The sequence below is a fragment of the Desulfoplanes sp. genome, assembly GCF_054921335.1.
This window is the reverse complement of record NZ_JBUDSQ010000074.1, coordinates 1-12,876: the sequence shown is the minus strand read 5'-3', so window position 1 is coordinate 12,876 and position 12,876 is coordinate 1. Positions and strand designations below refer to the sequence as shown.

12 protein-coding genes are annotated in these 12,876 nt (G+C 57.2%); 1 reads left to right on the top strand and 11 read right to left on the bottom strand.

Features of this window, described 5'->3' with window-relative positions; all coding sequences use genetic code 11:
- Nucleotides 1–338: 338 nt before the first annotated feature.
- The 6 genes from ACY692_RS12385 to ACY692_RS12360 form a co-directional block, all read right to left on the bottom strand.
- Nucleotides 339–1,142, bottom strand: coding sequence for an ABC transporter ATP-binding protein (locus ACY692_RS12385; RefSeq protein ID WP_462325683.1), 804 nt, complete (start codon nt 1,140–1,142; stop codon nt 339–341).
- A complete protein-coding gene (locus ACY692_RS12380) occupies nt 1,139–2,086 on the bottom strand; it encodes a branched-chain amino acid ABC transporter permease (RefSeq protein ID WP_462325682.1) in 948 nt (315 codons plus the stop codon). The genes ACY692_RS12385 and ACY692_RS12380 overlap by 4 nt, the downstream gene beginning before the upstream one ends.
- A 253-nt stretch (nt 2,087–2,339) precedes the next feature.
- Complete coding sequence (locus ACY692_RS12375; RefSeq protein ID WP_462325681.1) at nt 2,340–3,215, bottom strand: branched-chain amino acid ABC transporter permease; 876 nt, start codon at nt 3,213–3,215, stop codon at nt 2,340–2,342.
- A gap of 77 nt (nt 3,216–3,292) precedes the next feature.
- Entirely contained in the window at nt 3,293–4,435 is a 1,143-nt protein-coding gene (locus tag ACY692_RS12370) for an ABC transporter substrate-binding protein (protein WP_462325680.1), read from the bottom strand.
- A 670-nt stretch (nt 4,436–5,105) separates the two neighbouring features.
- Nucleotides 5,106–5,405, bottom strand: a complete 300-nt coding sequence (locus ACY692_RS12365) for a MoaD/ThiS family protein (protein ID WP_462325679.1) — start codon at nt 5,403–5,405, stop codon at nt 5,106–5,108.
- Between the two features lie 169 nt (nt 5,406–5,574).
- The gene (locus ACY692_RS12360) at nt 5,575–5,877 is read right to left on the bottom strand and encodes a YciI family protein (protein ID WP_462325678.1); all 303 of its coding nucleotides are present in this window, start codon (nt 5,875–5,877) and stop codon (nt 5,575–5,577) included.
- A gap of 90 nt (nt 5,878–5,967) precedes the next feature.
- Between ACY692_RS12360 and ACY692_RS12355 the strand changes: the two genes are divergently transcribed.
- Nucleotides 5,968–6,486, top strand: coding sequence for a Cache 3/Cache 2 fusion domain-containing protein (locus ACY692_RS12355; RefSeq protein WP_462325677.1), 519 nt, complete (start codon nt 5,968–5,970; stop codon nt 6,484–6,486).
- Between the two features lie 4 nt (nt 6,487–6,490).
- On the opposite strand, the gene ACY692_RS12350 is transcribed toward ACY692_RS12355, so the two are convergent.
- The 5 genes from ACY692_RS12350 to ACY692_RS12330 all read right to left on the bottom strand — a co-directional run bounded on the left by ACY692_RS12350 (nt 6,491) and on the right by ACY692_RS12330 (nt 12,558).
- Complete coding sequence (locus ACY692_RS12350; RefSeq protein WP_462325676.1) at nt 6,491–7,840, bottom strand: ferredoxin reductase family protein; 1,350 nt, start codon at nt 7,838–7,840, stop codon at nt 6,491–6,493.
- A 45-nt stretch (nt 7,841–7,885) separates the two neighbouring features.
- Nucleotides 7,886–8,188: a hypothetical protein gene (locus ACY692_RS12345; protein WP_462325675.1), complete on the bottom strand. Its 303-nt coding sequence runs from the start codon at nt 8,186–8,188 to the stop codon at nt 7,886–7,888.
- Between the two features lie 160 nt (nt 8,189–8,348).
- A complete protein-coding gene (locus ACY692_RS12340) occupies nt 8,349–9,461 on the bottom strand; it encodes an ABC transporter permease (protein ID WP_462325674.1) in 1,113 nt (370 codons plus the stop codon).
- Nucleotides 9,462–9,463: 2 nt separating this feature from the next.
- Entirely contained in the window at nt 9,464–10,600 is a 1,137-nt protein-coding gene (locus tag ACY692_RS12335) for an ABC transporter permease (protein WP_462325673.1), read from the bottom strand.
- The gene (locus ACY692_RS12330) at nt 10,597–12,558 is read right to left on the bottom strand and encodes an ATP-binding cassette domain-containing protein (protein ID WP_462325672.1); all 1,962 of its coding nucleotides are present in this window, start codon (nt 12,556–12,558) and stop codon (nt 10,597–10,599) included. Before ACY692_RS12330 ends, ACY692_RS12335 begins: the two co-directional genes overlap by 4 nt.
- Nucleotides 12,559–12,876 lie beyond the last annotated feature (318 nt).

Genomic DNA, 12,876 nt, shown 5'->3' with positions numbered 1-12,876 from the left:
AGATTTTTTATTCGCAACATGTTTGATTTCCCAATAATTCAAACGGATACACAACGATTACATAATGGATCATACCCACCGGATTCCCGTAGGGGCGGATTCCATATCCGCCCTTCCCGGCAAGATTGACCATCGAAGATATGGACCGATCTCCATAGATACAACCCACGTAGGGGCACCCCTTGCGGGTGCCCTTGATCGACAAAATGGCAAAAAAAGGGGCATCGCCAAAATATCCTGCCAAAGGGCACCCGCAAGGGGTGCCCCTACGGTTTGAAGGACAGACAGCAAAAAACGAACAAAAACACCTTGCCGCGAACAAAATATTTACAGGATTGTTATCGCCCAAGATAGGCCTCCAGGACATCCGCGTTGTCCTGAACCTCCCGAGGAGTGCCCTCGGCCAGTTTGCGGCCCCGATCCAGGACGATCACCTTGTCGGACACGGCCATGGCCAGACCCATGTCGTGCTCCACGAGCATCATGGTCACGCCCTGGTCCTTGACCGTGCGGATCACGGCTCCCAGTTCCTCGGTTTCCACGGGATTGAGCCCTGCTGCGGGTTCATCCAGAAGGAGCAGGGCCGGATCCGACGCCAGCCCCCGGGCGATCTCGGCCATTTTCTGGCGACCCACGGGCAGATCCCCGGCCGACCGGTGCGCGTACTCTGTCAGACCGATGGATTCCAGCAGGGCCATGCCCTTTTCCCGTGACGCACGTTCCTCGCGCAGCACCCACGGCAGCCGGCTCACCGCCCCCCAGAATCCGCTTTTGGTGCGCACATGCATGCCCACAAGGATGTTTTCCAGCAGAGTCATGCTCCCGAAAAGCTCAACATGCTGGAAGGTCCGGGCTATTCCGGCCCGGACACGATCGTGCACGGCCAGATGACGCACGGATCTGCCCCGGAAGATCACATCCCCTTTGTCCGGCTTGTAGATCCCGGTGATCATGTTGAACAATGTGGTCTTGCCCGCACCGTTGGGCCCGATGAGCCCGCAGACCTCGGACGGATCGATGGAAAAGGAAATATCGTCCTGGGCCGTTACCCCGCCGAAGGTCTTGGTCAGGGACCGAACCTCCAGCAAAGGGGGGCGCGTGCCGTTGTCGGCATCGTGGTGCATACCCGCCTGATCCGTCATGACTTCCTCCCCGAACGCGTACAAAGATCCAGGATTCCCCGCGTCAGCCCCTGGGGCATGAAGATCATGACCACCATGAGGATGAGGCCGAACACGATCATCTCGTACTCGGCAAATCCGTGCAGAACCTCGGGCAGCAGGGTCAGCAGCGAGGCCCCCAGAAACGCGCCCCACACGCTGGCCATGCCCCCGATGACCACCATGGTCACAATCTTTACCGAAACCATGAACCCGAACGATTCCGGGCTGATAAACAGAACGAAATGGGCATACAGAAATCCGGCCACAGCACCCAGAGCCGCACTGAACATGAAGATCTGAAGCTTCAGCCCATGGGTGTTCACTCCAACGGCCCGGGCCGCGTTTTCCCCGTCATGGATGGCCCGAAGCCCCCTGCCCATGCGCGAGGAAAGAATGCGCCGACAGAGGATGACCGCCACGAGCACGATGGACCAGACGAGAAGAAAATAGTTGCTCTCCATCATGAAGGAGACCGGGCCTGCCTCGAGCACGGGAATGCCCACGAATCCCGAGGCCCCGCCCGTGACCGATGACCATTCCCGGAGCGCGATATTCACGATCATCCCGAACCCCAGGGTGCCCATGCCCAGATAATAGCCCGACAGCTTCAGGGTGGGCATGCCCACCACAAAGGCGATGAACACGGCACAGGCCACCGCGCAGACCAGGGCCAGCCAGGGAGAAAGCCCGTAGGTTCCGGATAGAACGGCCGTGGTGTAGGCCCCGATCCCGTAGAAGGCCGCGTGCCCCAGGGAAACCTGGCCCGCATACCCCATGAGCATGTTCAGCCCCAGGGCGAGGAGGGTGTTGATTCCGATAAAGGTCAGGATCTGCAGGTAATAGGTGTTTTCCACCAGGACCGAACATCCGATGATCGCCCCCAGAAACAGGGTGTATTCAATGCAGTTGCGTGTGATGTTCATAGTAAACACATTTTGAAATTCGTAGTTTTCTGTGGAAACGATTTATACTCGTAAATATTCACATGCATCCTCAAAATTAGAACTATGAATTTAAGAAATTTTAGATATTTAAGAAATTACAAGCTGTGAATATGCGGATCTTCAATTTCTTAAATTTCTGAAATCCTGCAATCTCTAAAATTTGATGAACTGGTGATCAAAGAATTCTCGTACCACGCCATCTCTTATACTCATTTTTTCAGCCGATTTTGGTTTAAAACCGTTTGCTTTCCCCGGCCGCAAACAGACCTCCGGGACGCAGATAGAGGATCAGAAGGAGCATGATAAAGGCGATGGCGTCCTTGAGCCCGGACGAGATCAGTCCGGCTCCCAGGGATTCGAGCACGCCCAGCAGGATTCCCCCGGCAAAGGCCCCCCAGAGGCTCCCGAGTCCGCCGATCATGGCGGCGCAGAATCCCTTGAGTCCCAGGATGGTGCCCATGTCATAGCTGCTCATGGTGATGGGGGCGATGCAGATTCCGGCCAGGGCCCCGCTGCCCGTGCTCAGGGCAAAGGCCAGGACCCCCATTTTTTCCGAGGGAATCCCGGTCAGCCAGGCGGCTTTCCGGTTGACCGCCGATGCGACCATGGCCTTACCGGTAAGACTTCGGGTGAAAAAGAGATGGATGGATCCGGCAAGCACCAGGGCGGCCATGACGATCCACAGGGACTGGGGAAGCAGGGAAGCCCCGGCGATCTCGATGGATCCGCTCCCGGAAAACGGGGGGACACTGTGCGGATCCTTGCCCCAGACGATCATCCCGGTTCCCCGCAGAAAGATGGACGCCCCCACCGTGATGATGACCAGCACAATGGGCTGGGGACTGCGCGCCGTCCTGATGGCCAGCCGCTCGAAAACCAGCCCGGCAATACACCCCACAGCCACCGCCCCCACAAAGGCCACGGGCAGAGGAAGTCCCATCCTGACCCACAGGGTGACCAGAGACATGGCCCCGAGCATGACGAATTCCCCATGGGCAAAATTGATCAGCTCCGTGGAACTGTAGAGCATGGAAATACCCACGGCGATGACCGCATAGATGGCCCCGGTGGTGATGCCTGAAAAGAGATACTGGATGATTTCCTGCATGGACTATCCGGTGTGAAAGGTGAAATATCCGACAATGGGGCACGGCGCGCCGTGCCCCTACCTGCACCCTGACAAGATTACGGGATCAATTTCCAGGTCCCGTTCTCGATCTCGACCATGACAAAGGCCGCGGGAGAGAGCCCGTTGTGGTCCTTGGCCGCGAATCTGAATTCGCCCGTGGCTCCGATGTAGGGGGGCATATTTTCCAGGGCCTCGCGGATCGTGTTCTTGTCCCCGCCGCTCCCCTCGAGGGCCCGGGCCAGGAGATTCATTGCGTCAAAGGCGTAGCCGCCGAACCCGGAGACATGGGCGTCATGGGCTTTGGCATACTCGTCGCGGTACTGCATGAGAACCTTTTTCTGGGGATCGGTGTCCTCGAGAAGGTCAATGACAAGAATTTTGCCCGTAGGCAGCACAATGCCCTCGGCCGCCTGTCCTGCCAGTTCGATGAACGTGGGCGAGGCCACCCCATGACTCTGGTACAGGGGGATATCGATGTTCAGCTGTTTGACGTTCCTGGCCACAACCGCAGGACCGGGATTGGTCCCCCAGCAGATGATGGCCTGGGGCGCAGCCGACTTGATCTTGGTCAGCTGGGCCGTGGTGTCGGTATCCTTGGCCCCGAAGCTCTCGGCCCTGACGATTGTAAGCCCGTATTCGGAGGCCTGATTCTCCAGCTGGTGCGTACCGCTCTCGCCGAATGAATTGGACACGGTGATGATGCCGATCTTCTTGATCCCCTTGGCCTGCAGATGCTTGTACACCGCTGCCACAGCCAGAAGATCGCTCTGGGCCGTCTTGAACACCCAGGGTTTGACCGGGGAAGTGATCTTGACCCCGGCGGCGCAGCTGATCAGGGGCACCCGGGCACGCTGGACAAAATTGACAACGGCCATGGTCGTGGGCGTGGTGGAGGGGCCGATGATGGCCAGGACCCTGTCTTTATGGATCAGCTTGTTCACGGCACTGACCGCCTTGGCCGGGTCACCTTCCGAATCGTAGATGACCGCCTCGAGCATATGCCCGTCGATCCCACCGGCGGCATTGATCTGCTCGACCATCATCTCCATGGTCTTTTTCTCGGGATCCCCCAGAAACGAGGCCCGACCCGTGGAGGAAAAAATCCCCCCGATCTTGTACACGGATTTGGCCAGAAGAACACTCGGCGCAAGAATCAGGGCCAGCAGCACGGCCGTGATGCAATGGGTTCGAAGCGACATGGGACACTCTCCTTGGTTGAAAGATGGTTGGTAATCTTGTGAGAAACACAACATGGTGTTCGTCTCTCTGTCCGTTAATCCTTAGGGGCACGGCGCGCCGTGCCCCCTTGACCGAACCCCAGGAAGCAAAAAAGGCTACACAGCATCACCCTACACCTTGCGAAAATTTTTACCAGACCGTGGAAACCGCACAAAAAAAGGGCCGCGGGTACGAACCCACAGCCCTTGAGGCATAAAAAAAACCATGGATCCGCTCGATTGAGTCCGCCCATGGTTTGGATGTACGGTATGTTCCTGCTACGCTACACGCATCCTCTCCCGGCGGACTTTGTAAAAAAGCCGCTAAAAAAGGAAAACATAAAAAAGGTAGCGTAACCGGCGATCATGGAATTCCCACTTTTCTGGTGGAGGATGAAATTCTCAGGTAGCCAACAGAGGACAGGGAGTCAAGCGTTTTTGGAGGAGGAACCATCGATTCCTCCCAAGAAAAAGATAAAGGTAGTGCAGAAAAATCCGGCAAAAAATCAAACGAGCTATTGTTTTTATTGGGAATCAACAAACCGGCAAGGTAAAGCGTGGGGTAACGAGGCCGCGCGTATCCGCGATATGCCCCACCCCCTCAAAAGGAACACGCTGGAACACCCCGCCGGTCTGAAGTCTTGCGACCAGATTATCGCGAGGCATCCCTCTTGTTGCTGATTCCCAGAATGAAACGATACGGCCCGGGCGTACCCGGGGGGACCAGGGCGACCCTGTCTCCCGGTTCGAGGACGGTATCCAGGGAGCGGACCGAACCGTTGATGAAGCTTCCCTCGACCAGGACAGGATCGATCCCCAGACGGCCGAGGACCGACCGCACCGTGTCACACGGGCGCAGGGGGATATGGTTTTCATCCGCGGCAAGCCCTTTCTTGCGAAATTCCGGCTGCAAAAAGGAAAAGGCCCTGAGGGCTATGGTTGTATTATACATGGTCTGACCTCCAGCGGATTGCTTGATCTAAGTATCCTACCATAATTTCTCATGGGCCTATGGCAATGACCCAACAAATACGAGGTGCGATCAACCCCACTGAACCGGCACGCTGTCCATGGGGGCAAGGAACTGGCCCAAAGGATTCCAATCGCCCCCGGCCAAGATTTCACTCCCCAAGAAGCACCGGGGGAACCATGCCCTTGCGTATCTCCACGGTCTCCCAGACCTTGCCCAGGACATAGGGCTCCGTGTCCAGCCACTCCTTTTTGAGCGCCTCTTCCGAGACAAAATCGCAGACAATGATCGACCCGTTCATTGTCCCCCCATCATCAAGCAGGGCCACGGCGTACAGAAAAACGCCCCTGGCGTGGTTCTCCCTGAAGGTTGCCAAATGGGCCTCCCTGGCGGCCAGCCGCCGATCCGGAGCCTTGTCGTCCCTGCCGTCGTGCCCGATGACCACGAATTGCATGGTTGTCTCCTTAAGGTTGCGATACGTATACATTGGATTGAATATGTTCTGTTCCTTCTGCTACCAGTGCACTAGCCGTCATGTGGTTGGATGAAACGGTTCGGTACTATGGACGCCAACCGAGGCACGGCTGGGCAGGCCACAAACCAGGTGACCAAGAGCCGCACGAACGTTTCCCTTCCCAAGATGGCCCTGGGAACCGAGTGGCTGGGGCAGAACGCTGAACCCGGACAGTCCACGCCCATCGTGGACAAGCTCAAATCACTGACCGGGACCACCTGTACCGTCTTCCAAACCATGAATCCCCAGGGCGATCTGTTGCGCGTGGCCACCAATATTTTGAAAAACGACGGCAAACGCGCCATAGGAACCTATATTCCCAGCAGCAGCCCCGTGGCACAGACCGTACGATCGGGTGCAACCTATTACGGGACGGCGTATGTGGTCAACGCATGGTATCTGACCCAGTACCGGCCCATCATGGATAACCAGGGCCGGGTCATCGGCTGTCTCTATGTGGGAATCCTGCAGGAAAATGTCAAACAATTGCGCCAGGGGCTCATGGAAATGACCATCGGTTCCACCTTTATGGGAGACGTTCGTGAGTAAGGCACTAAAGGGAAAACCTCTCGGTAATGACCTGTTTCCTGTCAAATCCCAGTTCGGCGAGGGATCGAAGAACCGATTTGTTCATCCCGGGGGGGCCACACACAAAAACCCGGGAATCGGTCCGTTCTTCGAGCAGGGGCCGCAGACTCCGGGTGTTCATCCGCTGGGTGCTACCCTGGTAACTGGGATCTCTGGTCACGAAATAATGGGTCTCGAGTCCCTGGATGCTCTGTCTGAATCCCGAGATCTGCTCGGCCAGAAAAAGATCCTCTTTTTTTTGGACACTCCACACCAAAAGGATGGACGGAGCATGTTTTGCTCGGGACAGGGCTTCAAGCATGGCCAGGAAGGGAGTAATACCTATTCCTCCGGCTATGAATACCAGGGAACGCGGAAACCTTTTCTCGCTTTGGAAAAAAAGCGAGAAACCCCCAAAGGGGCCATCCACGAGAACCCTATCGGCCGGGCGAAGCTTTGACAGACGAGTCGTAAAATCACCACATTGTTTGATCAGAAAGCGCAAGCACCCCGTGGAGGAAGGTGCCGAGGCAATGGTGAAAGGGTGTGCCTCACGCGACAATCCTGGAGTGAGAAAGGTCAGGAAGGCGAATTGCCCGGCGTGGTATGACCATGGGCGGGAGGTTTCAGGGATGATGTGCAGGTCCACGACATCGGGATGAGGATGAGCGACGGACTGGATGGTCCAGGTGCGTTTGCGGATCAGAAACGGTCGGACGAGCTTGCCCCAGATGATCGCACCAAAGGTTCCTCCCATGAACACAATCATGAACAAACGCGCCGACCAGGACGTAAAGGCATAGCCTACCGTGAAAAGATGCGCGTAAATCACGACCGTGGCCAGGATCATGACCGGACCATGGAGCCTGGACCAGATGTGGTAGGGAAGGCCCAGAGACTCTCTGAAAAAAGCGACCCCCTGGCCACAAACAACCAGAATAACTGCGAGCGCCCCGATGATTCTGGGCACGTCGGCCAGGGAGGTCGGACTCAGCGGAGAGGTACCGGAAACAAGGATCAGCAAAAAATGGCCAAGTGCCAGGACAACGATGATCCCGGCCAGGATGCGGTGAGCACGGATCAGTCCGGGAAGCCCGAACAAGTCGTTGAAGAGAGGGATGCGGACGACAAGGCTCACCTGAACCATGATCAGAAGCGGGACGAGCACCCCCAGCATCCTGGCCGCGCTGACCATTTTCCAGGAAACATCCTCGGGAAACGAACCCGATTGCCAGGGAAAATATCCCACTACCACATGCATTGTAGCCAGACCAACAATGGCAACCAGGGCAACGAGTACTGCCAGCGCCAAACGGCGGTAGCGAAACAGATCCACGATAGCATGTCCTCTTGAAAAACGGTTGACCGGCTCAGGAACGTATTATTGACAAAAACCGACATCCTTGGCTGAACCGCTGGACAGAAAGCCGACAAGGGCTGTGTTTTCCTGATCACTCAGTCCCGATCCCTTGTTCTGCATCCTTTCCAGGGTGGACTGCCAGTTTTTCTGATCAGTACCGACTTTGGCACATACCCTTTTTAGGGAGTGACATCTGTTGCACGACGAGGTGACGATCGAGGCCTGATCCATGGCAGACGGGGCCCCCATGAAAAACGGGCTGAATGCAAGAATGGTGATTGTCGTGACAAAAACTGTCTTCAGAAAACGGTTTTTCGTGTTCATGTGCTGACTCCTTGGGTTGGGTTGCGTGAACGAGCCGGGTTGATGGAACATACACGAAAAAATCTTCCGGAACAAGGGATGGATCAGGGCAGATTGGTTCTCTTGGCCGGCCCATCCCGTTTGGGTCGGCTCGGAACGCCCCCGCCGGCATATTGATCCATCACCCCAGGGTCTTGGAAAAACGCATCCTGGCCAGAGTCACAAAACCCACGGCCAGGGAGATCTCCCAGAGGATGGGCCGGATGAGCTCGCTCACCCCCACGCCCTTGAGGACCACCCCGCGCAGGATGTCCATATACCAGCGCATGGGGTTGATCACGGTCAGATACTGGACCGGTTCGGGCATGTTGCGCACCGGATACATGAACCCGCTTAAGAGAACCAGGGGCATGAGCACGAAAAACCCGGTCAGAAGCGCCTGCTGCTGGGTTTTGGCCGAGGTGCTGATGAACAGGGCGATCCCGATGGTGGCGATCAGATAGACGCCGGTCAGCAGGTAGAGCAGGGGAATGCTGCCCGCGATGTGGACCTGGAAGATGACCCGGGCCATGCCGAACATGATGGTCATGAGCAGGTAACCCACCAGCAGATAGGGCAGGGACTTGCCCAGGATGAATTCCAGTTTGCCGATGGGCGTGACCATGATCTGGTCGATGGTCCCGATTTCCTTTTCCCGGACAATGGCGATGCTCGTGAGCACGATCCCGGACACCGAGAGCATGACCGCAATGAGTCCGGGTACGAAATAGAACCGGCTTTCCATGTTCGGATTGTACCAGGCCCGGGGAACCAGACCGATGATTCCGTTCGCGCCTGCCGATCCCGTCATGGCCTGCAGTTTCTGGTTGAATCGGGTGACGATTGTGGTGGCGTATCCCGTGACCACGGAGGCGGTGTTGGAATCCGACCCGTCCGTGAGCACCTGCACCATCCCTGTTCCACCCTTCTGCAGTTTCCTGGCATATCCGGGCAGGATACGGATCCCGGCCCGGATGTCTCCCTGGTCGAAAAGCCGGATCATCTCCGGACCACGTTCCACCTGGGCGATAACGGAAAAATGATCCGAGGAGGTAAACTCCTGGATCAATTGCCTGGAAAGGGGGGTCTGATCCCCATCCAGAACCGCCGTGGCGATATGAGTGACGTCCGTTGTCAGGGCAAAGGCAAAGACGAGCATCTGCATGCAGGGCAGGACCACGATGATGATCCGCATGCGCACATCCCTGAACATCTGCAAAAATTCCTTGACGAGCATGTTCTTCATTCGTCGCATGATCACTCCAGGGAAAGACGCATTTTCTTGTGGGCCATCACGATCATGATCACCATATACACGGCCAGCAGCAGGGCGTTGATCCAAAGAATTTCAAGCCCGATCCCCTTGAGATAGATCCCCCGCAAAATGGCGATGAGATACCTGGCCGGAAGGATATAACTCACTGCCTGGATGAGTGAGGGCATATCCTGGATGGCGAACATGAATCCCGAAAGCATGATCGAGGGCATGAAGCTCGAAAGCAGGGCGATCTGGTTCGCCAGCACCTGGGATTTGGTGGCAATGGAAACCATCAAGCCATAAAACAGGGTGCCTGTCAGAAAGATGGATGCCAATCCAAAAACCAGGCCCGTGGAACCGCGCAAGGGAACATCAAAAAGCAAATACCCCAGGCCCACGGACAGGGCCACATCGACTATCCCGATGATGAAGTAGGGGATGACCTTGCCCACGAGCAGTTCGGGGACCCGGATGGGCGTGGCCAGAAGCTGCTCCATGGTTCCGGTTTCCCATTCCCGGGCAATGGTCACCGAGGTGAGCATGGAGGCGATGACCACCATGACGATGGCCACGATCCCGGGAACGATCCCGTTCTGACTGCGCAGGTCCTGATTGTACAGGGTTCGGGGCCGCAGCTCCACGAACGCGCCGGTATCCGGAACACCCCGGGCCTGCATCCGCATGGCCTTGACCTGCAGGGAGAAGGAGGCCCCGATGGCCGACACGTAATTCATGGCCAGCCGGGCCGAATTGGCGTCGCTCCCGTCCACCAGGACCTGGATCTCCGTGTCCCGGCCGCCCAAGAGATCCCGGGCAAAATCATCGGGAATGACCAGACCGACCAGGATGTCTCCCCGGTCCAGCCCGTGCTGCATAGGTGCGTACTCATCCGTGTGGCTGAGGATCTCAAAATAGGGCGAACCCTGAAACAGGCTCACCAGTTGGCGGCTCTGGGGAGTCTGGGAACGATCCAGAACCATGGTCGGCACGTTCTTCAGATCCAGGCTCAGGGCATAGCCGAAGAGAAGGAGAAGAAGCAGGGGAATGGCCACGGCCATGACCAGACTCCGCCAATCCCGGATGACGTGCAGAAATTCCTTGCGGGCCACAGCGGCCAACCGGGAAAGACGGATCATGACTGCTGCTCCTGGTTTCTGTCTGTCTCCTCGATCAGGGAAACGAACACGTCTTCCATGGAGGGAGTGATCCGTTCCAGGGTATATTCGGTACGATCGCCACGCGTCATCAAGGCATGGATTTCCTCCTTGGCCCCCTTTTCCTCATCAACGACCAGATGCAACCCTGCACCGAACAGGGCCACGTCGCGGACGGTTTTCAGATCGGCCAGATCATCAGCAAGGGCCTGGGGGTTCTCGCAGGACAGATTCAAAAGCACGTCATGCATCTGTTTGGTCTTGAGTTCCGCAGGCGTTCCCAGGGCAACCATTGCTCCCTGATAGATAAGGGCCAAACGGTCACAATACTCGGCCTCTTCCATGTAATGGGTGGTCACGAACACCGTCATGCCGGACTCGGCCATGGAGGTGATCAGATCCCAGAACATGCGCCGGGACAGGGGATCCACCCCGCTGGTGGGTTCATCCAGAAAGAGGATGGGGGGTTCGTGCAGTACGGCGCAGGCCATGGCCAGACGCTGTTTCCAGCCCGCCGCCAGGGTGAGGGTGGGACGATGCTCCCGTCCGGCAAGACCGGCCATGCGCACGGCCCATTGTCTGCGCTCGGCCAGACGCCGGCTCGACAGTCCGTAAATCCCCCCGTAAAAATCGATGTTCTCCACCACGGTCAAATCGTCATACAGAGAAAACTTCTGACTCATGTACCCGATATGGGTCTTGATTTTCTCCGGATCCCTGGAAATATCCAGCCCGTGGACACGCCCCGTACCCGCACTGGGAGCGAGCAGGCCACAGAGCATCTTGATGGTCGTGGATTTACCGGCCCCGTTCGGTCCGAGAAAACCGAAAATCTCTCCCCGGGAAACGCTGAAGCTGATGTCGTCGACCGCGGTGAAGGAACCAAACCGTCTGGTCAGATGGTCCACGGTCACGGCCGGATCACGGCCGGTGGAAGAGGTGTTTGCAGAACCACGGTCCGGCGTGACAGGGTCCGGAGCCTGGGTGTCTGGGGGAGTTTCGGAAGAACCCTCCTCTCTGAGCAGCTCCACAAAGACGTCTTCAAGCCCGGGGCGGACCTCGACGATCTCTTCAAAGGGGAATTTGTTGTGGCCGAGCAGGGAACGCACCCTGGTCTCGGTGTCCTGCACATCCCTGCACACGGCATGAACCCGGTCCCCAAAGACCTCCACGCCGGAGATTCCGGGAATCTCCTTCAAGAGCGGCCGCATGGCCCGGGACCGGGAGGAACGTACTGCCAGAACGTGTCCGGGCAGCAGCGCCCTCACCTCGGCCGGACTGCCCGTGGCGATAAAGGAACCATGGTGAAGCAGTCCGAGACGCGAACACCGCTCCGCCTCGTCCAGATACGAGGTGGATACGAGAATGGCCACCTGGTCCGCCAGCAGCCGATACAGAATGCGCCAGAAATCCCTGCGGCTCACCGGATCGACCCCGTTGGTGGGTTCGTCCAGAAGCAGAACCTCCGGGGTATGGATCAAAGCGCAGACCAGCTGCAGTTTCTGCTTCATCCCCCCGGAAAGCTTGCCGGCCTGCCGTTTCTTGAACCGGGTCATATTGCTGAAATCAAGGAGCTCGTGAATGCGTTGTTCCCGCCCCCGCCGGGGTTCCCCGTAGAGATCCGCGTAGAAATCGATATTCTCCTGCACGGTCAAATCCGGATACAGACCGAACCGCTGACTCATGTAGGCCAACCGGTCCTTGACCGCGTCGGACTGTTTACGGGTGTCGAATCCGGCCACCATGGCGGTTCCCGTATCCTGATTCAGGATGGTCGCGAGCATGCGCAGGGTGGTGGTCTTGCCCGCCCCATCCGGACCGACCAGCCCGAAGATCTCTCCGGGCATGACGGAAAAGGACAGATTGTCCACGGCCCGGAGGGTTCCGAAGGATTTGGTCAGATTGTCGACCTCGATGGCAGGGTGGTTGGATTGCGTCATGGGGAAGAAGTGCGCAGTGCACAAAAGTAGACAGCAGGCAGTGCACAGTACGAAGCTCAGTACGCAGTACTCAGTGCGCAGTGCACAGTTGGGGTTTCAGGTACATACCGTTAGTTACTCTGTTTGAAGGTCAAGTCCTTAATAAAATTGTCATTTTCAATCAAATCTTTTTTGCCGTCATCCCAAATCAAGTCCGGAACCTGCGCACTGCGTACTGTGTACTGCGCACTTCTTCCGTTTTCCTGCGCACTGCGTACTGTGCACTGCGCACTTTAGTTGTTATTCTTCGTCTTCGTTGCGATATGCACCCGTGCAGGC

Bases quoted from the DNA above. Each gene is read 5' to 3' on its own strand.
- ACY692_RS12385 (WP_462325683.1), bottom strand. From the start codon at position 1,142: ATGACGGATCAGGCGGGTATGCACCACGATGCCGACAACGGCACGCGC.
- ACY692_RS12380 (WP_462325682.1), bottom strand. From the start codon at position 2,086: ATGAACATCACACGCAACTGCATTGAATACACCCTGTTTCTGGGGGCG.
- ACY692_RS12375 (WP_462325681.1), bottom strand. From the start codon at position 3,215: ATGCAGGAAATCATCCAGTATCTCTTTTCAGGCATCACCACCGGGGCC.
- ACY692_RS12370 (WP_462325680.1), bottom strand. From the start codon at position 4,435: ATGTCGCTTCGAACCCATTGCATCACGGCCGTGCTGCTGGCCCTGATT.
- ACY692_RS12365 (WP_462325679.1), bottom strand. From the start codon at position 5,405: ATGTATAATACAACCATAGCCCTCAGGGCCTTTTCCTTTTTGCAGCCG.
- ACY692_RS12360 (WP_462325678.1), bottom strand. From the start codon at position 5,877: ATGCAATTCGTGGTCATCGGGCACGACGGCAGGGACGACAAGGCTCCG.
- ACY692_RS12355 (WP_462325677.1), top strand. From the start codon at position 5,968: ATGAAACGGTTCGGTACTATGGACGCCAACCGAGGCACGGCTGGGCAG.
- ACY692_RS12345 (WP_462325675.1), bottom strand. From the start codon at position 8,188: ATGAACACGAAAAACCGTTTTCTGAAGACAGTTTTTGTCACGACAATC.
- ACY692_RS12340 (WP_462325674.1), bottom strand. From the start codon at position 9,461: ATGCGACGAATGAAGAACATGCTCGTCAAGGAATTTTTGCAGATGTTC.
- ACY692_RS12335 (WP_462325673.1), bottom strand. From the start codon at position 10,600: ATGATCCGTCTTTCCCGGTTGGCCGCTGTGGCCCGCAAGGAATTTCTG.
- ACY692_RS12330 (WP_462325672.1), bottom strand. From the start codon at position 12,558: ATGACGCAATCCAACCACCCTGCCATCGAGGTCGACAATCTGACCAAA.